The sequence below is a fragment of the Segeticoccus sp. genome, from assembly GCF_035708005.1.
In genome coordinates, this window is the sequence record NZ_DASSTI010000141.1 from 1 (window position 1) to 17779 (window position 17779).

The window sequence follows — 17779 nt, forward strand, 5'->3', positions numbered from 1 at the left end:
GGCGTCGGCTCGTCAGGCGTCGATGACGATCGGGATGATCATCGGACGCCGGCGCAGCTTGCCCCCGACGAAGCTGCCGACGGTGCGGCGGATGATCTGCTGCAGCTGGTAGGAGTCGGTGACCCCGTTGGCCGCCGCGTCCGCCAGCGCCTCGTCGAGCCGGGGCCGGACCCGGTCGAAGACGTCCTCGTCCTCGGCGAACCCGCGGGTCTGGATCTCGGGGCCGGCCGCCACCTTCCCGGTGGCCGCGTCGCGCACGACGATGATCGTGACGAAGCCCTCGTCCCGCAGGATCCGGCGGTCCTTGAGCAGCGTCTCGTCGGCGGCGCCGACCGAGGACCCGTCGACGTAGATGTAGCCGCAGTCGACGGCGCCGACGATCCGGGCGACCCCGTCGACGAGGTCCACGACCACCCCGTCCTCGGCGAGCACCACGCGGTCCTTGGCCACCCCGGTGGCCTCGGCGAGCTGGCCGTTGGCCACGAGGTGGCGCCACTCCCCGTGCACCGGCATCACGTTGCGCGGCCGCACGATGTTGTAGCAGTAGAGCAGCTCGCCGGCGCTGGCGTGGCCGGACACGTGCACCAAGGCGTTGCCCTTGTGCACCACGTGCGCGCCGAGGCGCATCAGGCCGTTGATGACGCGGTAGACGGCGTTCTCGTTGCCGGGGATGAGCGAGGAGGCGAGCAGCACGGTGTCGCCCACGCCGACCTCGATCTTGTGGTCCCGGTTGGCCATTCGCGACAGCGCCGCCATCGGCTCGCCCTGGGACCCGGTGCAGATGAGGACGACCTGGTGGTCGGGCAGGTTGTTCAGCTTGCCGACGTCGACGAGCACCCCGTCGGGGACGTGGAGGTAGCCGAGGTCCGCGGCGATGGTCATGTTGCGGACCATCGAGCGGCCGACCAGCGCGACCTTGCGGCCGGACTCGGCGGCGGCGTCGAGCACCTGCTGCACGCGGTGCACGTGGGAGGAGAAGCAGGCCACGATGATGCGGCGCTCGGCCTTGTGGAAGACCCGCTCGATGGCCGGGGTGATCCGGCGCTCCGGCGTGGTGAAGCCGGGCACCTCGGCATTGGTGGAGTCGGTGAGGAAGAGGTCGACGCCCTCCTCGCCCAGTCGGGCGAACGCGCGCAGGTCGGTGATCCGCCGGTCCAGCGGGAGCTGGTCCATCTTGAAGTCGCCGGTGTGCAGCAGCGTGCCGCCGGGGGTGCGGATCGCGACGGCGAGCGCGTCGGGGATGGAGTGGTTGACGGCGATGAACTCGCAGCTGAAGACGCCGAGCCGCTCGGTCTGCCCCTCCTTCACGCCGAGCGTATAGGGGGTGATCTTGTGCTCCTTGAGCTTGGCCTCGACCAGGGCAAGCGTCAGCTGCGAGCCGATCAGCGGGATGTCGGGCTTGAGCCGGAGCAGGAACGGGACGGCCCCGATGTGGTCCTCGTGGCCGTGGGTGAGCACGATCGCCTCGACGTCGTCGAGCCGGTCCTCGATGTACTCGAAGTCCGGCAGGATCAGGTCGACGCCGGGGTGGTGGTCCTCGGGAAACAGCACACCGCAGTCCACGACGAGCAGCCGGCCGGCGTGCTCGATGACGGTCATGTTGCGACCGACCTCGCCCAGGCCGCCGAGGGCGACGACGCGGACGCCGCCGTCCGGCAGCGCGGGTGGTGCGGTGAGCTCGGGGTGGGGATGGCTCACATCAGTCCTGACTTGTTGAGCCCGGCGCGCAGGATCTCGCGCATCGCCGGGGTGGCTTCGAGGTAGGGCAGGCGCAGGTGCGCCGAGGGGATGACACCCAGCTCGACCATGGCCGCCTTGGCCATGATCGCGCCCTGCGAGGTCATCATCATGGCCCGCACGGCGGGAAGCAGCTGGCGGTGGATCTCCCGCGCTCGCGCCAGGTCGCCGCGGTCGACGCAGGCGACCATCTCGGCATACTGCGGGCCGGCGACGTGGCCGACCACGCTGACCACCCCGACGGCGCCCTGGGCCAGGTGGGCGAGGTTGAGCGGGTCGTCCCCGGAGTACCACTGCAGGTCGGTCTGCGCCATGACCTCGCTGGCGGCGAAGAGGTCGCCCTTGGCGTCCTTGACTGCCACGATCCGCGGGTGCTCGGCGGCCCGCAGCAGGGTCTCGGTGGCGATGGCCGTGCCGGTGCGGCCGGGGATGTCGTAGAGCATCACTGGCACGTCGATGGCGTCGGCGACGGCGCGGAAGTGCGCGAGGACACCGTCCTGGGTGGGCTTGTTGTAGTACGGCGTGACCACCAGGGCGCCGCGCGCGCCGCGCTTGACCATCTCCTGGGCGGCCCGCACCGAGTGCGCGGTGTCGTTCGTGCCGACGCCGGCGACGACGGTGAGCCGGTCGCCGACCGCCTCGACCACGGCTTGCACGAGGTCGTAGTTCTCCTCGTCCGTGGTGGTCGGGGACTCCCCGGTCGTGCCGTTGACCACGACGCCGTCGTGGCCGTGGTCGGCGAGGTGGGTGGCGAGACGCTGGGCGGCGTCGAGGTCGAGGGCGCCGTCGGGACGCATCGGCGTGACCATGGCCGTGAGGACACGGCCCAAGTGGGGGGCGCTCGGCATGGCCTCCACGGTATCTCCCCCACCGGGTCTCCCGGCGGAGGCGTTCGGCACCCGGTCGAGCACTCGGCACACCGGTGCGGACGGGCGCTGGGCCCTGACAGCAGGCTCCGGGGTGAGGCGCAAACGACGATCGCGTCGCTACCCGCTCGGGGGTCCGGGTAGCGACGCGATCGCTGACTACATCGTGGGGTAGTTGAAACCGTTACGGCCACGTTTTGTGATCTGGATCACACCTCGTCCCCGGTGGCGCGCGGACGGCAGGATCGCGGCAGGCGCGGGGGCGGCGCGCGTCCGGCGCGGCTGGCGCGCGTCCGGCCCTGACGGGGCCGCACGGTAGGTTCGCCCTGTGCAGCAGTACCTCGACCTCCTCCGCCTCGTGCGCGACCACGGCACCGAGAAGACCGACCGCACCGGCACCGGGACGCGGAGCATCTTCGGGCACCAGCTGCGGTTCGACCTGTCGGCAGGGTTCCCGGCCGTGACCACCAAGAAGCTGCAGATGAAGTCGGTCGTCGTGGAGCTCATCTGGTTCCTGCGCGGCTCCACCAACGTGCGCTGGCTGCAGGAGCGCGGGGTGCACATCTGGGACGAGTGGGCCGACGAGCAGGGCGAACTCGGGCCGGTCTACGGCAGCCAGTGGCGGTCCTGGCCTGCCCCGGACGGCGGGACGATCGACCAGATCGCGCGCGTCATCGAGTCGATCCGCACCAAGCCCGACTCGCGCCGGCACCTCGTCTCGGCGTGGAACGTCGCCGAGGTCGACGACATGGCCCTGCCACCGTGCCACACGATGTTCCAGTTCTATGTGGGTCCTGCCGGTGCGTCCGGTGACGGCCGACGGCGGCTGTCCTGCCAGCTCTACCAGCGCAGCGCCGACATCTTCCTCGGCGTGCCGTTCAACATCGCCTCCTACGCGCTGCTCACCCACATGGTCGCCCAGGTGTGTGACCTCGACGTGGGCGAGTTCGTGCACACCTTCGGCGACGTGCACCTCTACCTCAACCACCTCGAGCAGGCCGACCTGCAGCTCTCCCGTGAGCCGGGGCCGTTGCCGACGCTGCGGCTCAACCCCGAGCGCCACACGATCGACTCCTTCGAGCCGGAGGATGTCGAGCTGCTCGACTACCACCCGCAGCCGTGGATCAAGGCCCCGATCGCGGTCTGAGACCACACTTTCCGGTATGACGACCCGCCCCTCCCTGCCCGCCTCCCCCGCCGCCGCGGGCGCCTTGGCGCCGGCGGCCGAGCGGTTCCGGGTGGTGCCGGCCGCCTACCTGTTCCTCCGACGCGGCGATCCGCACGGGGACGAGGTGCTGCTGCAGCTGCGCGGTCGGACCGGCTACATGGAGGGGTGGTGGGCCGCCGCCGCGGCCGGCCACGTCGAGCGCGGCGAGTCCGCGCTGGCCGCGGCTGCCCGGGAGGCGGTCGAGGAGCTGGGCATCGAGGTGGCGCCGGCCGACCTCGAGCCGCTCACCACCCTGCACCGGACGGTCGCCAGCCACGCGCCGGTCGAGGAGCGGCTGGACCTGTTCTTCACGTGCCGCGCCTGGTCCGGTGAGCCGGTGGTGCGCGAGCCGGACAAGTGCCGGGCGCTGCGGTGGTTCCCCCTGGGCGAGCTGCCCGATCGGGTCGTGCCGCACGAGCGGATGGTGCTCGAGGCGCTGGCCGCCGGGTCCGTCCCCCGGCTGCTGACGCGGGGGTTCGCGCAACGGATCACGCTCGTGGCTGCCCTGGGCCGGAACCGTGCCATCGGCGTCGGCGGTGGGATGCCGTGGCACCTGCCCGAGGACCTCGCCCACTTCAAGCGCACCACGCTCGGCGGGACGATGATCATGGGGCGGCGCACCTGGGAGAGCATCGGCCGCCCGCTGCCGGGTCGGCACACCGTCGTCGTGACGCGGCAGCGGGAGTGGGAGGCGCCGGGGGCGACCGTCGTGAACAGCCTGGCCGAGGCGCTCCTGGTCGCCGGCGACGAGGAGGTTTTCGTCGTGGGGGGCGGCGAGATCTACGCGCAGGCGATGCCGTGGGCGCACCGGCTGGTGCTCACGCACGTGGACGTCGAGCCGCATGCCGAGGTCTACTTCCCGCTCGTCGACCCGGCCGTGTGGCGCGAGGTCACCCGCGAGCCCCGCGACGGGTTCGCGTTCGTCACCTACGAACGCCGCTGACCGCCCCGTCCAACCGACCGGACCGTGCGGTGCGCGGCCGGTCGGCAGTGATCAGGCGTCGTAGTCGAGCTTGACCGTGTCGGTGACCGGGTGCGACTGGCAGGCGAGCACGATGCCGGCCGCGACCTCGTCCGGCTCGAGGGCGTAGTTGCGGTCCATCCGGACCTCACCCTCGACGACCCGGGCCCGGCAGGTGCCACAGACGCCACCGGTGCAGCTGAACGGCGCGTCCGGGCGCTCGCGCAGCGTGGCGGCGAGGATCGTCTCGGCCTTGGAGGGCATCTCGATCACCGTGGTGCGCCCGTCCAGGTCGACGGTCACCACGGCCTCGGGCGGCGCACCCGGCTCGGTCTCGACGGGCGAGGGCTGCACCGTGGCGCCGAGCTCGTCGACGTGGAAGACCTCGTGGTGGACGTGCGCGCTCGCAACTCCTCGCTCGGCGAGCAGCTCCCGGGCCGTCTCGACCATGCCGAACGGCCCGCACAGATACCACTCGTCCACCTGGTCGACCGGCACCAAGCTGCGGAACAGCCTGTCGAGTTTTTGCCGGTCGATGCGCCCGGTGAACAGCTCGACGTCCTGCACCTCGCGCGACAGCACGTGGATGAGGTGGAACCGGCCGGGGTAGCGGTTCTTCAGCCCCTCGAGCTCCTCGAGGAACATGATCGAGTCGGTGCGGCGGTTGCCGAAGATGAGGGTCGCCTGCGAGTTCGGCTCCTCCTCCAGCGCCGTCGTCAGCAGCGACATCACGGGGGTGATGCCGGAACCGGCGGCGATGGCGACATGGTGGCGGGCCCGCTGCGGCTGGGTCGGGCAGGTGAAGCCGCCGAGCGGCGTCATCACCTGGATCTCGTCGCCGACCTGGACCTTCTCGCCCAGCCAGTTCGACATCAGGCCACCGTTGACCCGCGCCGTGGCCACGCGAAGCTGCTTGTGCGACAAGGCTTCCGAGCGCGGCAGGCAGATCGAGTAGGACCGCCGCACGTCCTCCCCCTCGATCTCGGCGCGCAGGGTGAGGTGCTGCCCCGGCTCGAACGCGAACTCGTCGGCGAGCTCGTCGGGCACAGTGAACGACACCGCGACCGCGGTGTCGGTGAGGCGTTGCACGTCCGAGACGGTCAGCGGGTGGAACTGCGCGCGGTGGCGCTTCTTCTTCACGATCGTCGGCATCAGACCGCCTTGAACTCGTCGAACGGTTCCCTGCAGGCCAGGCATCGGCGCAGCGCCTTGCAGGCGGTCGACCCGAACCGGGCGATCTCCTCGGTCTCGGTCGAGCCGCACAACGGGCAGGTCACCCGCCGCACCGAGAGCCCCACCGGGACCGGCCCGCCCGGCCGCGTCGTCGGCGGCGCGATCCCGAACTCGCGCAACCGGTCCCGGCCCGCCTCGGACATCCAGTCGGTCGTCCACGCGGGGCTGAGCCGGGTCTCCACGGTGGCGGTGTAGCCGGCTCGCGCCGCCTCGTGCTCGATGCGTCCGCGGATCACCTCCATGGCCGGGCACCCCGAGTAGGTCGGGGTGATCACGACGCGCACCGCCCGGGCGACCTCGTCGACCTCGCAGTAGCGCAGGATCCCCAGGTCCTCGATCGTGATGACGGGAACCTCCGGGTCCGGGATCCGCGCGATCGCCTCGGCGACCGACCCAGTCCGCGCGACCGTCGCCGTCACCACGTCGCCCCCGGGTGGGAACGCGCCAGGTGCTGCAGCTCGGCGAGCAGGTAGCCCATCGCCCGGGAGTGGACGCCCTTGCGGCCGTCCCGCGAGCGCCACCGGCCCACCTCGGGCACCTCCAGCGTCGCCTGCTCGACGACGCCCCGCACGTAGCCGACCACCGTCTCCTCCAGGGACGACGGCAGCACCCCGATCCCCGCCTCGGCCGCCGCGACGCTGGTCGCATCGTCGTCGAACAGCTCGGGGACGTATGCCGCCACGCGCGCGAGCGCTGCCTGCATCCGTTCGTGCGACTCGGCCGTGCCGTCGCCGAGGCGCAGCACCCACTGGGTCGCGTGGTCGCGGTGGTAGTCGACCTCCTTGAGCGCCTTGGCCGCCACGCCGGCCAGCGTCTCGTCACGGGAGGTGACGAGCTCGGCATACAGCTGCCGCTGGTAGGAGGAGAACCAGAGCAGGCGGGCCATCTCGTCGCCGAAGTCGCCGCGCTCCTGCTCGACGAGGTGGACGTTGCGGAACTCGCGCTCGTCCCGGAAGTAGGCGTAGTCGTCCTCGCTGCGGCCGGTGCCGTCGAGCTCGCCCACGCGTGGGTAGAGGCCGCGCGCCTGGCCGAGCAGGTCGAGCCCGATGTTGCCCAGCGCCATGTCCTCCTCGATCTGCGGCGCCCGGCTGATCCACTCCCCCAGCCGCTGCGCGTAGACGAGAGCGTCGTCGGCCAGCCCGAGCAGGTAGCTCGCCGGGGAGGTGTCGAGCGTGGGGCGGGGCGCGGCGACCACCGCGTGGGCGTAGTCGTGCGGGTCGGTCGTGCTCATAGGTACTCCACGTCCTCGGGCACGTCATAGAACGTCGGGTGCCGGAAGACCTTGTCGCCGGCCGGGTCGAAGAAGGAGTCGCGCTCGTCGGGGCTGCTGGCGGTGATGTCGACCGACTTCACCACCCACAGGGAGACGCCCTCCTGCCGCCGGGTGTAGAGGTCACGGGCGTTGCGCAGCGCCATGGTGGCGTCCGGGGCGTGCAGCGAGCCGACGTGCACGTGCGAGAGTCCGCGCTTGTTGCGGACGAAGACCTCCCACAGCGGCCAGCTGCGCTCCTGCTTGCCGCCGGTGCTCGTGCCGGCGGTGTCCTTCTTGACCTCACTCATGCGGCCGCGGTCTCCTTCGCGAGCTGCTTCTCGGCGTAGGCGTTGGCCGCCGCACGCACCCACGCGCCCTCCTCGTGGGCGCCGCGGCGCCACGCGAGGCGCTCGGTGTTGCAGGGGCCGTCGCCCTTGATGACGCGCCAGAGCTCGTCCCAGTCGATCTCGCCGAAGTCCCAGTGGCCGCGCTCCTCGTTCCAGCGCAGGTCCGGGTCGGGCAGGGTCAACCCGAGCTTGATCGCCTGCGGCACGGTCATGTCGATGAACTTCTGGCGCAGGTCGTCGTTGCTGAACCGCTTGATTCCCCAGGCCATCGACTGTTCCGTGTGGCCCCCGGAGCTGGCCGCCTCACCGGTGTCCGGCGGGCCGAACATCATCAGCGACGGCCACCACCAGCGGTTGGCGGCGTCCTGCGCCATGGCCTTCTGCTCCTCGGTGCCCCGGGTGAGCGTCCAGAGGATCTCGAAGCCCTGCCGCTGGTGGAACGACTCCTCCTTGCAGACCCGGATCATCGCCCGGGCGTACGGCCCGTAGGAACAGCGGCACAGCGGCACCTGGTTCATGATCGCAGCGCCGTCGACGAGCCAGCCGATCGCGCCGGCGTCGGCCCACGTCAGCGTCGGGTAGTTGAAGATCGAGGAGTACTTCTGCTGGCCGGTGTGCAGCTTGTCGAGCAGCTCGGCCCGGTCCACGCCGAGGGTCTCGGCCGCGCTGTAGAGGTAGAGCCCGTGCCCGGCCTCGTCCTGCACCTTGGCCATGAGGATCGCCTTGCGGCGCAGCGAGGGCGCGCGGGTGATCCAGTTGCCCTCCGGCTGCATGCCGATGATCTCGGAGTGCGCGTGCTGGGCGATCTGCCGGATCAGCGTCTTGCGGTAGGCCTCCGGCATGTCGTCGCGCGGCTCGATGCGCTGGTCCGCGGCGATCAGCGCATCGAAGTTCGACCCGACCTCATCGCGCCGGTCGGCTGAGTGGTTGCTGGCCGCTGCCCGCTCGACGTCGCCGGTCTCGGCCGCGTTGAGCGGCTCGTCGGGGTCGATGAAGTCGTTGCCGTACATGCCTCCAGTATGCCGATTTGTTACACCTTGGCGCAATCCTGTCGCCTGAGTGTCACATCACCGGGAGTTGAGAGGATGCGGGGGTGAGCGAGTCCCCTTCCCCCGCCCCCGTCGCCGATACCAGCGTGCGCTCCGCGCGCGACTCGGACGTGCCCGCGGTCGGTGAGGTGCAAGCGCAGGTGTGGCGGTCGGCATACCACGAGGTGCTGCCCGCGGAGGTGGTGGAGCAGTTCACCGGGCCGGCGTTCGCGCGGGCGTGGCGCTCCTCGCTGCAGCAACCGCCCTCGCCGCGGCACCGCCTGCTGGTGGCGTGCGCGGGCCCGGTCGTCGTGGGCTTCGTGGCGGTCGCACCGAGCACGGACCAGGACGCCGAGGAGCACACCGGCGAGATCATCGCGATCGGCGTGCGCCCGGACGCCCGCCGGCAGGGGCACGGCTCCCGCCTGGTCAACGCCGCGGCGGACACGCTGCGCGAGCTCGGCACCGAGCAGCTGGTGGTGTGGACGCTCGCCCAGGACGAGGGCACGCGGGCCTTCCTGCAGGAGGCCGGGCTGAGCCCGGACGGTGCCTTCCGCGACCGGGTCGTGGACCCGGAGGGCGGCACGGTGCGCGAGGTGCGCCTGCGGGCGTACCTGACCTGGTGAGCGGGTCCGCCGTGGACAGCCCGGACGTGGGCAGCGCGGACGTGGCGACCCGCCGGGCTCCGGTGCCGGAGCCCGTGGACCGCAGGCGGCTGGTCATCCGGCAGGCCCTGTCCGTCGGGGTGGCCACGGGCGCCTACGGCGTGAGCTTCGGCGCGCTGTCGGTCGCCGCGGGGCTCAGCCTCTGGCAGACGATGGCGCTGTCGCTGCTGCTGTTCAGCGGCGGCTCGCAGTTCGCCCTGGTCGGTGTGGTCGCCGCCGGCGGCACCGGGGTGGCAGCGGTCCTGACCTCCTCCCTGCTGGGCGTCCGCAACGGCCTCTACGGCCTGCAGGTCTCGCGGCTGCTCGACGTGCGCGGGTGGCGGCGCGCGGCCGCCGCCCAGGTCACGATCGACGAGTCGACCGCGGTCGCGATCGGGCAGGAGCAGCGCAGGGAGAGCCGGCTGGGCTTCTGGCTCACCGGCCTGTCCGTCTTCGTGCTGTGGAACCTGATGACGCTCGTCGGCGGGGTGATCGGCGACCTGCTCGGCGACCCGAAGCGGTGGGGGCTGGACGCGGCCGCCGCAGCGGCCTTCCTCGCGCTGCTCTGGCCACGACTGAAGGCCCGCGAGGCGCAGGCGGTCGGCGTCTCGGCCGCACTGGTGGCGCTGCTGGTCGCCCCGCACGCGCCGGCTGGAGTGCCGGTCCTCGTGGCAGCGCTGGCCGCCGTCGTGGTGGGGCTGTGGCCGCGGGCGAAGGGCGGCCGGCGATGACGCTCTGGGTGACCGTGCTCGCGGCGAGCGTGATCGCCTACGGCCTGAAGTACCTCGGCTACGTGGTGCCGCACCAGTGGCTCGAGGGCGAACGGGTCACCCGGGTGACCGCGCTGCTCCCGGTGGCGCTCCTCGCGGCACTCGTCGCGGTGCAGGGCTTCACGAGCAGCGGCGGAGGGTTCGTCCTGGACGCCCGGGCCGCGGCGCTCGGGGTCGCCGCGGTCGCCCTGCTGCTGCGGGCCCCTTTCCTCGTGGTCGTCGTCCTGGCCGCGGTCACGGCCGCCGCGCTGCGGGCCCTCGGGATGTCCTGACTGCCGGCGCCTCGGGCGGGCGGCCCTACGACGCGTGCCGGGAACGACGCCAGGCGCGCACGGCCTGCCGGTAGGCCGCCTGCTCACCGCTGCGGTCCCGCTGCAGCCGGTGCCACTCGGCCTCCACGAGGTACTGCCGCCACTCCTCGTCCCGCGCCTCCGGCTCGGCCCCCGAGCGCATCCGCTGCATCATCCGCTCCCCGTCCCGGGCGAAGACGATGAGCCGCCACACGGCGAGGCAGACGACGATCGGGATGAGCACCACGCCGATGCCCAGCAGCACCGCCTGCCACCGGCCGTCGGCGATCAGCAGCACGCCGCGCCACCCGATGGTGGCGCTGTAGAACACGAGGATCACCAGCGTGACCACCGCGGTGACCGCTTCCCGCGAGGCGTGCTTCACCGTGCCGCGATCCCTGCTGCTCTCGCCCTGTCCCACGGCCCCGCTCACGCGAGCCCGAGGTAGTGCTCGAGCCCCACCGTCAGCCCCGGGTGGTCGGCCACCTGCCGAACCCCGGTCAGGACACCGGGCATGAAGCTGACCCGGTCGAAGGAGTCGTGCCGGATCGTCAGCGCCTCCCCCGTGCCGCCGAACAGCACCTCCTGGTGCGCCACCCGACCGCGCAGCCGCAGCGCATGCACCGGTATGCCGTCCACGCGCGCCCCACGGGCCCCTCCCGGGTCGTCGGTGGTCGCGTCGGGCGGCTCCCCCAACCCCGCCTCGCGGCGGGCCCCGGCGAGCAGGCGGGCGGTGCGGGCCGCGGTGCCCGAGGGCGCGTCGACCTTCTGTGGGTGGTGCAGCTCGACCACCTCGACCGACTCGTAGAAGCGCGCGGCCTGCCGGGCGAAGGACATCATCAGCAGGGCCCCGATGGCGAAGTTCGGGGCGATGAGGACGCCGACCGAGGGGTGGCGACCGAGCAGGGCGCGCAGCTCCTCGGTCTTCGGGTCGTCCCAGCCGGTCGTGCCGACGACGACGTGGACGCCCTGCTCCACGCAGTGGGTGACGTTGGCCGGCGAGGACGCCGGGACGGTGAGCTCGACCGCGACGTCGGCGCCGCCGAGGTCGCCGAGCCCGTCACCGTGGCCGAAGCGACCGACCAGCTCGAGGTCCTCGGCCTCCTCGACGGCGGCGCACGCCTGCGAACCCATCCGTCCCCGGGCCCCGATCACGGCCACCTTCACCTGGTCAGTCACGGCCCACAGGGTAGTTGGCGCGGTTGCGGATCAGGGCACCGGCGACGAGTCCGCCGAGGACGAGCAGCCCGGCGCAGACCCACATGGCCCGGTCGTAGCCGGCGCTGAACACCTCCGGTCGCTGGTAGTCGTCGCCGCTGAGCCCGACGGCGGCGGGCAGCGCCGACACGGCGAGCAGGCTGCCGGCCCGGGCGACGGCGTTGTTGACGCCGCTGGCGACGCCGGCGTGCTGGTCCGGTGCCGCGGCGAGCACGGTCGAGGTCAGCGGCGCCACGAGCAGCACCAGGCCGAGGCCGAAGACCACGACGCCGGGAAACACGTCGCGCCAGTAGTTCGCGCCCTCGCCCACGCCGGTGAGCAGCGCGGTGCCGACCGCGCACACGAGGGGCCCCAGCGCCATCGGCAGCCGGGGCCCGATCCGGGAGGCGAGCTGGCCGCCGCGGGAGGAGAACAGGAGCATCAGCACGGTGATCGGCACGGTGGCCAGGCCCGCCTCCAGGGGCGACCAGCCGGAGCCGGTCTGCAGCTGCAGCACGAGGAAGAAGAGCACCGCGCCGAGCGCGGCATACACCAGCAGCGTCATGCCGTTGGCGGCGCTGAACTGCCGCACGGTGAACAGGTCCATGGGCACCATGGCGTTGCGGTTGCCCCGCTCCCACGTGATGAAGCCGGCCGCCGCGGCGGCCCCGAGTGCTCCGACGACGACCACCGGAAGCGGCGCCAGCGTGCCCATCTCGATGAGAGCGAAGGTGATCCCGGCCAGGGCGACCACCGCCAGCCCGGCACCCAGCGGGTCGTAGCGCCGGCGCAGGCCGGTGTCCCGGCTCTCGGGGACGTAGCGCTGGGTGACCACGACGGTGACGGCGGCGAGCGGGAGGTTCAGCAGGAACACCCACCGCCAGCTCGCCGTCTGCACCAGCCAGCCGCCGACGAGCGGGCCGATGGCCGTGGCGATCCCGCCGAGCCCGGCCCACGCGCCGATCGTCCGGCCCCGGTCGGCCGGCTGGAAGGAGCTCTGGATCAGCGCCAGGCTCCCCGGGGTCAGCAGCGCCGCGCCGACCCCTTGGAGCACGCGGGCGACGATGAGCTGGACCGGGGTGAGCGCGACGGCGCACAGGGCCGAGGCGATCGCGAACCAGATCACCCCGACGGTGAACACCCGCCGCCGGCCGAGTCGGTCACCCAGCGAACCGCCGACGAGGATCAGCGAGGCGAGGGAGAGCAGGTAACCGTTGGTGATCCACTGCAGCTGCGCGAGGCCCGCGTCGAGGTGGCGGCCGATCTGGCGCAGCGCGACGTTGACGACCGTGCTGTCGAGCAGAGCCATCGCCGAGCCGAGCACCGTCGCGGCGAGCACCCAGCGGCCCTGCGCCGAGCGGTAGCTGAGCTCGCCGGGCCCGCCACTCGACTCCGGTGCACCGGACATGGACGGAACGCTACGCGCCCGGCCGGGCAGCGCGCCGCGGGCGCGCACCAAGCCGCTGGTCAGCCGGACCGGCCGGGTGGCAGGCTCAGCACCATGAGCACCACGACCCGCACCGCGGGTGAGACCAAGCGCCTCGGCGTCGAGACCACGGGCATCGAGATCATCGACGAACAGGACCGCACGGCCCGCCCGGCCGACCTGTTCTGGCCCTGGTTCGCCGCCAACGTCTCGGTCTTCGGCATCAGCTACGGCTCGTTCATCCTCGGTTTCGGGATCTCCTTCGGCCAGGCGATCATCGTCGCCGTCGTCGGCATCGTCCTGAGCTTCCTCGCCTGCGGCATCATCGCGATCGCCGGCAAGCGGGGCTCGGCCCCGACGATGATCCTGTCCCGGGCGGCGTTCGGCGTGCAGGGCCAGAAGCTGCCCGGCGTCGTCTCCTGGCTCACCTCGATCGGCTGGGAGACCTTCCTCGCGATCCTCGCGACGCTCGCCACCGCCACGGTGTTCTCGGAGCTGGGCTGGGGCGGCGGCACCACGACCAAGATCGGCGCGTGCGTCGTCGTGGCGGCCCTCATCGTGCTGGCCTCGGTCGCCGGCTACCACCTGATCATGAAGCTGCAGTCGGTGCTGACCTGGGTGACCGGCATCGTCACGGTCGTCTACGTCGCCATGACGCTCAAGGACATCGACCTCGGCACCGTCACCGCGCTGCCGTCCGGCTCGACCCAGCAGGTGATCGGCGCGCTCGTCATGGTGATGACCGGCTTCGGCCTCGGCTGGATCAACATTGCCGCGGACTGGTCGCGCTACCAGCGCCGTGACGCCTCCGGGCCGGCCGTCGTGTTCTGGAACACCTTCGGCGGCGCCATCGCCCCCGTCCTGCTGGTCGTGTACGGCATCGCCCTCGCCGGCTCGTCGAAGAAGCTCAGCGACGGCATCGCCGCCGACCCGATCGGCACCCTCGCCACCATCCTGCCGACGTGGTTCCTGGTGCCCTTCCTCGTGGCCAGCGTCCTCGCGCTCGTCAGCGGAGCCGTCCTGGGCATCTACTCCTCCGGGCTGACCCTGCTGTCCCTCGGCGTGCGGATCCCGCGTCCCTCGGCCGCGTTGATCGACGGGGTGATCCTCACGATCGGCACCGTCTACGTCGTGTTCTTCGCGGACAACTTCCTCAACCCGTTCCAGTCGTTCCTCATCACCCTCGGGGTGCCGCTCGCGGCCTGGGCCGGCGTGATGATGGCCGACATCGCCCTGCGTCGGCACGACTACGACGACGACGCGCTGTTCGACTCCGCCGGCCGCTACGGCGCGGTCGACTGGACCGCGATCGGGACGATGGTGGTCGCCTCGCTCATCGGCTGGGGCCTGGTGATCAACACCTTCGCCGAGGACGCGTCCTGGAACAACTGGCAGGGCTACCTGCTCGGCCCGCTCGGTCTCGGCGGCAAGGCCGGCCCGTGGGCGTACGCGAACCTCGGCGTGCTCGTCTCGCTCGCCCTGTCGTTCGTGCTCACCTGGCTGCTGCGCCGCGGCACCGTGCGCCGCCAGGAGCAGTCGTATGCCGTGAGCTCACCGGAGCAGGTGTGACCCCCGTCGGCGCCGTGGCCGGGCAGGCGTCCGGGCCGGACGCGCGCTGGTTGGTGGCCGTCGACTTCCAGCGCGTCTTCGGTGACCCCGCCAGCCCCTGGTGCGCGCCGCACTACGACGAGGCGGCCGAGAACGCCGCTCGGCTGGCCGTTGCGTTCGGCCAGCGGTGCGTCTTCACGCGATTCGTCGCACCGGCGGAGCCGGCGGGCGCGTGGGTGCCCTACTACGAGGAGTTCCCCTTCGCCCTGCAGCCGCCCGAGGCCGACCTCTACGAGCTGACCGACGAGGTGGCCCCGCTCGCGGTCCACACCGTCTCGGCGACCACGTTCGGCAAGTGGGGACCTGCCCTCGAGCAGCTCGTCGGCCCGACCCCGGAGCTCGTGGTGTGCGGCGTGTCCACGGACTGCTGCGTGCTCTCGACGGTGCTGCCGGCCGTGGACGCGGGGGCGCAGGTCACCGTGGTGACGGACGCCTGCGCCGGCTCGGACGACGCCAACCACGACAAGGCGCTCGAGGTGATGGCGCTCTACGCCCCGTTGGTCGACCTCGCCACGACCGACGAGGTGCTGCAGGGCCTGCGTGGTGAGGTGACCGCGGGAGCCGGCTGACCGGCATACCGCCGCCCCGCCGCCACCCGGTTGCCCCGACCACCCGACCGACCGGACCGCCATCTCACCTGGCCCGGACAGCGCCACGGCCCGGCACACCTGCGAGGAGGTGTGCCGGGCCGTGGTGGTGCGCTCTCGCGCGTCAGTCGCTCACGACGTCAGTCGACGAGGTCAGTCCGCGGCGTCGGCGGAGGTGGCGGGAGCAGCGTGCTCCGGCTCCCCGGACTCCGAGCTCACCGCGGGCCGGTCCGAGTCGCTGCCGTTGCCACCGCGACCGCGGCCGCCCCGGCGACGCCGGTTGCGGTTGCGGTTGCGGCCGGACTCGTGGTCCGTGTCGGCGTCGGGGCCGGAGGACGCCGAGTCCGGTGCCGCAGCACCGTGGTCGGAGCCGCCCTCACCGTCGCCGTTCTCGCTCTCGGGCAGGACCGCAGCCAGCGAGAGCTTGCCGCGCTGGTCGATCTCCTTGAGCTCGACCTGGATCTTCTGCCCGATCTTGACGACGTCGTCGACCGAGTCGATGCGCTTGCCGCCCACGAGCTTGCGGATCTCGGAGATGTGCAGCAGGCCGTCCTTGCCCGGCAGCAGCGAGACGAACGCCCCGAAGGTCGTCGTCTTGACCACGGTGCCGAGGAAGCGCTCGCCGACCTCGGGCATCTGCGGGTTCGCGATGGCGTTGATCGCGGCGCGAGCCGCCTCGGCCGAGGGGCCGTCGGTGGCGCCGATGTAGACGGTGCCGTCGTCCTCGATCGAGATGTCCGCGCCCGTGTCGTCCTGGATCTGGTTGATCATCTTGCCCTTCGGGCCGATGACCTCACCGATCTTGTCGACCGGCACCTGCACGCTGATCACGCGCGGGGCGTAGGGGCTCATCTCGTCCGGGCCGTCGATCGCCTCGTGCATCACGTCGAGGATGTGCAGCCGGGCCTCGCGGGCCTGGGTCAGCGCAGCCGCGAGCACGGAGGCGGGGATGCCGTCGAGCTTGGTGTCGAGCTGGATGGCGGTGACGAACTCCTTGGTGCCGGCGACCTTGAAGTCCATGTCGCCGAAGGCGTCCTCGGCGCCGAGGATGTCGGTCATCGCGGCATATTCAGTCCTGGACCCGTCCGCAGTGTCGATGACGTCGGACACCAGGCCCATCGCGATCCCCGCGACCGGCGCGCGCAGCGGCACACCGGCGTTGAGCAGCGCCAGGGTCGAGGCGCAGACCGAGCCCATCGACGTGGAGCCGTTGGAGCTGATCGCCTCGGAGACCTGCCGGATCGCGTAGGGGAACTCCTCGCGGGTCGGCAGCACCGGCACCAGCGCCCGCTCGGCGAGCGCGCCGTGACCGATCTCGCGGCGCTTCGGCGAGCCCACGCGGCCGGTCTCACCGGTGCTGTAGGGCGGGAAGTTGTAGTTGTGCATGTAGCGCTTGCGCGTCACCGGGGAGAGGGTGTCGAGCTGCTGCTCCATGCGCAGCATGTTGAGCGTGGTGACACCCAGGATCTGGGTCTCGCCGCGCTCGAACAGCGCCGAGCCGTGCACCCGCGGGAGCACCTCGACCTCGGCCGAGAGCGCCCGTATGTCGGCCAGCCCGCGGCCGTCGATGCGCACTTTCTCGCGCAGGATCCGCTGGCGGACCAGCTTCTTCTGCACGGCGCGGAACGCGGCCGACAGCTCCTTCTCGCGGCCGGCGAACTCGCCCGGCTGCTCCGCGGTCCCGGCGAGCCGCTCCTTGAGCTCGGCCTTGATCTCGTCGAGCCGGTCCTCGCGCTCGGCCTTGCCGGCGATGGTGAGGGCCTGCGCCGCCTCGGCGGAGACGGCCTGCTCCACGGCCTGGTAGGCGTCGTCCTGGTAGTCCAGGAAGAGCGGGAACTCCTCGACCTCCTTCGCGGCCTTGTCGGCCAGCTCCTGCTGGGCCCGGCACAGCACCGCGATGAACTTCTTGGCGGCCTCGAGGCCCTCGGCCACGACCTCCTCGGTCGGCGCCTGCTTGCCCTGGTTCTTGACCAGGTCCCAGGTGGCCTCGGTGGACTCCGCCTCGACCATCATGATCGCCACATCGTCCTCGCCGTTCTCACCGGAGACGATCCGGCCGGCGACGACCATGTCGAAGGTCGAGCGCTCGACGTCGGTGAAGTCGGGGAAGGCGACCCACTGGCCGTCGATGAGCGAGACCCGCACGCCACCGACCGGGCCGCTGAACGGCAGGCCGGAGATCTGGGTGGACGCGGAGGCGGCGTTGATGGCCAGCACGTCGTACTGGTGCTCCGGCTTGAGCGCCATCACGGTGATGACGACCTGCACCTCGTTGCGCAGCCCCTTGGTGAAGGTCGGGCGCAGCGGCCGGTCGATCAGCCGGCAGGTCAGGATCGCGTCGGTCGAGGGGCGACCCTCACGACGGAAGAACGAGCCGGGGATCTTGCCCGCGGCGTACATCCGCTCCTCGACGTCGACGGTCAGCGGGAAGAAGTCGAACTGCTCCTTCGGCGTGCGACCGGCGGTCGTCGTCGACAGCAGCATGGTCTCGTCGTCCAGGTAGGCCGCGACGGCGCCACCGGCCTGACGAGCGAGGCGGCCGGTCTCGAAGCGGACCGTCCGCGTGCCGAACGCCCCGTTGTCGATCTTGGCCTCGGCGAAGGTGATGTCTGGACCCTCCATGTGG

Annotated in this window: 18 protein-coding genes; 7 read left to right on the forward strand and 11 right to left on the reverse strand. The window is 71.9% G+C overall.

What is annotated here, in order from left to right:
• Positions 1 to 12 precede the first annotated feature (12 nt).
• Positions 13 to 1698, reverse strand: coding sequence for a ribonuclease J (locus tag VFL99_RS13615; protein ID WP_325106911.1), 1686 nt, complete (start codon positions 1696 to 1698; stop codon positions 13 to 15).
• A complete protein-coding gene (gene dapA, locus VFL99_RS13620; protein WP_325106912.1) occupies positions 1695 to 2585 on the reverse strand; it encodes a 4-hydroxy-tetrahydrodipicolinate synthase in 891 nt (296 codons plus the stop codon). Before dapA ends, VFL99_RS13615 begins: the two co-directional genes overlap by 4 nt.
• Before the next feature lie 346 nt (positions 2586 to 2931).
• On the opposite strand from dapA, the gene VFL99_RS13625 reads away from it, so the two are divergent.
• Together VFL99_RS13625 and VFL99_RS13630 are read left to right on the forward strand one after the other, a co-directional pair.
• On the forward strand, positions 2932 to 3750 hold the full coding sequence (locus VFL99_RS13625) for a thymidylate synthase (protein ID WP_325106913.1): 819 nt from the start codon (positions 2932 to 2934) through the stop codon (positions 3748 to 3750).
• A 16-nt stretch (positions 3751 to 3766) separates the two neighbouring features.
• Complete coding sequence (locus tag VFL99_RS13630; RefSeq protein ID WP_325106914.1) at positions 3767 to 4753, forward strand: dihydrofolate reductase; 987 nt, start codon at positions 3767 to 3769, stop codon at positions 4751 to 4753.
• Positions 4754 to 4804: 51 nt separating this feature from the next.
• Here VFL99_RS13630 and paaE read toward each other — a convergent pair whose 3' ends face one another.
• The 5 genes from paaE to paaA are packed head-to-tail and all read right to left on the reverse strand — an operon-like array spanning position 4805 to position 8613.
• Positions 4805 to 5923: a 1,2-phenylacetyl-CoA epoxidase subunit PaaE gene (gene paaE / locus VFL99_RS13635; RefSeq protein WP_325106915.1), complete on the reverse strand. Its 1119-nt coding sequence runs from the start codon at positions 5921 to 5923 to the stop codon at positions 4805 to 4807.
• Positions 5923 to 6423: a 1,2-phenylacetyl-CoA epoxidase subunit PaaD gene (gene paaD / locus VFL99_RS13640; protein WP_325106916.1), complete on the reverse strand. Its 501-nt coding sequence runs from the start codon at positions 6421 to 6423 to the stop codon at positions 5923 to 5925. The genes paaE and paaD overlap by 1 nt, the downstream gene beginning before the upstream one ends.
• Positions 6420 to 7235 carry a 1,2-phenylacetyl-CoA epoxidase subunit PaaC gene (gene paaC / locus VFL99_RS13645; RefSeq protein WP_325106917.1) on the reverse strand — a complete coding sequence of 272 codons (816 nt, stop codon included), beginning with the start codon at positions 7233 to 7235 and terminating at the stop codon, positions 6420 to 6422. Before paaC ends, paaD begins: the two co-directional genes overlap by 4 nt.
• Positions 7232 to 7564 (reverse strand): 1,2-phenylacetyl-CoA epoxidase subunit PaaB, encoded by a 333-nt coding sequence (gene paaB / locus VFL99_RS13650; RefSeq protein ID WP_325106918.1) that lies wholly within the window; start codon positions 7562 to 7564, stop codon positions 7232 to 7234. The genes paaC and paaB overlap by 4 nt, the downstream gene beginning before the upstream one ends.
• Positions 7561 to 8613 carry a 1,2-phenylacetyl-CoA epoxidase subunit PaaA gene (gene paaA / locus VFL99_RS13655; RefSeq protein WP_325106919.1) on the reverse strand — a complete coding sequence of 351 codons (1053 nt, stop codon included), beginning with the start codon at positions 8611 to 8613 and terminating at the stop codon, positions 7561 to 7563. The genes paaB and paaA overlap by 4 nt, the downstream gene beginning before the upstream one ends.
• Positions 8614 to 8696: 83 nt before the next feature.
• Between paaA and VFL99_RS13660 the strand changes: the two genes are divergently transcribed.
• From VFL99_RS13660 to VFL99_RS13670, 3 genes are read left to right on the forward strand one after another with little or no spacing between them, the layout of a single operon-like run.
• Positions 8697 to 9257 carry a GNAT family N-acetyltransferase gene (locus VFL99_RS13660; protein WP_325106920.1) on the forward strand — a complete coding sequence of 187 codons (561 nt, stop codon included), beginning with the start codon at positions 8697 to 8699 and terminating at the stop codon, positions 9255 to 9257.
• Between the two features lie 41 nt (positions 9258 to 9298).
• Complete coding sequence (locus VFL99_RS13665; RefSeq protein WP_414713759.1) at positions 9299 to 10006, forward strand: AzlC family ABC transporter permease; 708 nt, start codon at positions 9299 to 9301, stop codon at positions 10004 to 10006.
• Complete coding sequence (locus tag VFL99_RS13670; protein WP_325106921.1) at positions 10003 to 10317, forward strand: AzlD domain-containing protein; 315 nt, start codon at positions 10003 to 10005, stop codon at positions 10315 to 10317. The genes VFL99_RS13665 and VFL99_RS13670 overlap by 4 nt, the downstream gene beginning before the upstream one ends.
• A gap of 25 nt (positions 10318 to 10342) precedes the next feature.
• Here VFL99_RS13670 and VFL99_RS13675 read toward each other — a convergent pair whose 3' ends face one another.
• Genes VFL99_RS13675 through VFL99_RS13685 form a run of 3 tightly spaced genes read right to left on the reverse strand, consistent with a single transcriptional unit; the run spans position 10343 to position 12940 of the window.
• Positions 10343 to 10720, reverse strand: coding sequence for a hypothetical protein (locus VFL99_RS13675; RefSeq protein ID WP_325106922.1), 378 nt, complete (start codon positions 10718 to 10720; stop codon positions 10343 to 10345).
• A gap of 44 nt (positions 10721 to 10764) precedes the next feature.
• Positions 10765 to 11514, reverse strand: coding sequence for a 4-hydroxy-tetrahydrodipicolinate reductase (dapB, locus tag VFL99_RS13680; RefSeq protein ID WP_325106923.1), 750 nt, complete (start codon positions 11512 to 11514; stop codon positions 10765 to 10767).
• Positions 11507 to 12940, reverse strand: a complete 1434-nt coding sequence (locus VFL99_RS13685) for an MFS transporter (RefSeq protein WP_325106924.1) — start codon at positions 12938 to 12940, stop codon at positions 11507 to 11509. Before VFL99_RS13685 ends, dapB begins: the two co-directional genes overlap by 8 nt.
• A gap of 93 nt (positions 12941 to 13033) precedes the next feature.
• Between VFL99_RS13685 and VFL99_RS13690 the strand changes: the two genes are divergently transcribed.
• Both VFL99_RS13690 and VFL99_RS13695 read left to right on the forward strand, forming a co-directional pair.
• Entirely contained in the window at positions 13034 to 14527 is a 1494-nt protein-coding gene (locus tag VFL99_RS13690) for a purine-cytosine permease family protein (RefSeq protein ID WP_325106925.1), read from the forward strand.
• Positions 14524 to 15135, forward strand: coding sequence for a cysteine hydrolase family protein (locus VFL99_RS13695; protein ID WP_325106926.1), 612 nt, complete (start codon positions 14524 to 14526; stop codon positions 15133 to 15135). The genes VFL99_RS13690 and VFL99_RS13695 overlap by 4 nt, the downstream gene beginning before the upstream one ends.
• 171 nt (positions 15136 to 15306) lie before the next feature.
• Here VFL99_RS13695 and VFL99_RS13700 read toward each other — a convergent pair whose 3' ends face one another.
• The gene (locus tag VFL99_RS13700; RefSeq protein WP_325106927.1) at positions 15307 to 17775 is read right to left on the reverse strand and encodes a polyribonucleotide nucleotidyltransferase; all 2469 of its coding nucleotides are present in this window, start codon (positions 17773 to 17775) and stop codon (positions 15307 to 15309) included.
• Between the last annotated feature and the right edge of the window lie 4 nt (positions 17776 to 17779).

What these genes read in the sequence shown, in the direction of transcription:
- dapA (WP_325106912.1), bottom strand. Translation starts at nt 2,585, where the DNA reads ATGCCGAGCGCCCCCCACTTGGGCCGTGTCCTCACGGCCATGGTCACG.
- VFL99_RS13630 (WP_325106914.1), top strand. Translation starts at nt 3,767, where the DNA reads ATGACGACCCGCCCCTCCCTGCCCGCCTCCCCCGCCGCCGCGGGCGCC.
- paaE (WP_325106915.1), bottom strand. Translation starts at nt 5,923, where the DNA reads ATGCCGACGATCGTGAAGAAGAAGCGCCACCGCGCGCAGTTCCACCCG.
- paaC (WP_325106917.1), bottom strand. Translation starts at nt 7,235, where the DNA reads ATGAGCACGACCGACCCGCACGACTACGCCCACGCGGTGGTCGCCGCG.
- paaB (WP_325106918.1), bottom strand. Translation starts at nt 7,564, where the DNA reads ATGAGTGAGGTCAAGAAGGACACCGCCGGCACGAGCACCGGCGGCAAG.
- paaA (WP_325106919.1), bottom strand. Translation starts at nt 8,613, where the DNA reads ATGTACGGCAACGACTTCATCGACCCCGACGAGCCGCTCAACGCGGCC.
- VFL99_RS13670 (WP_325106921.1), top strand. Translation starts at nt 10,003, where the DNA reads ATGACGCTCTGGGTGACCGTGCTCGCGGCGAGCGTGATCGCCTACGGC.
- VFL99_RS13685 (WP_325106924.1), bottom strand. Translation starts at nt 12,940, where the DNA reads ATGTCCGGTGCACCGGAGTCGAGTGGCGGGCCCGGCGAGCTCAGCTAC.
- VFL99_RS13690 (WP_325106925.1), top strand. Translation starts at nt 13,034, where the DNA reads ATGAGCACCACGACCCGCACCGCGGGTGAGACCAAGCGCCTCGGCGTC.
- VFL99_RS13700 (WP_325106927.1), bottom strand. Translation starts at nt 17,775, where the DNA reads ATGGAGGGTCCAGACATCACCTTCGCCGAGGCCAAGATCGACAACGGG.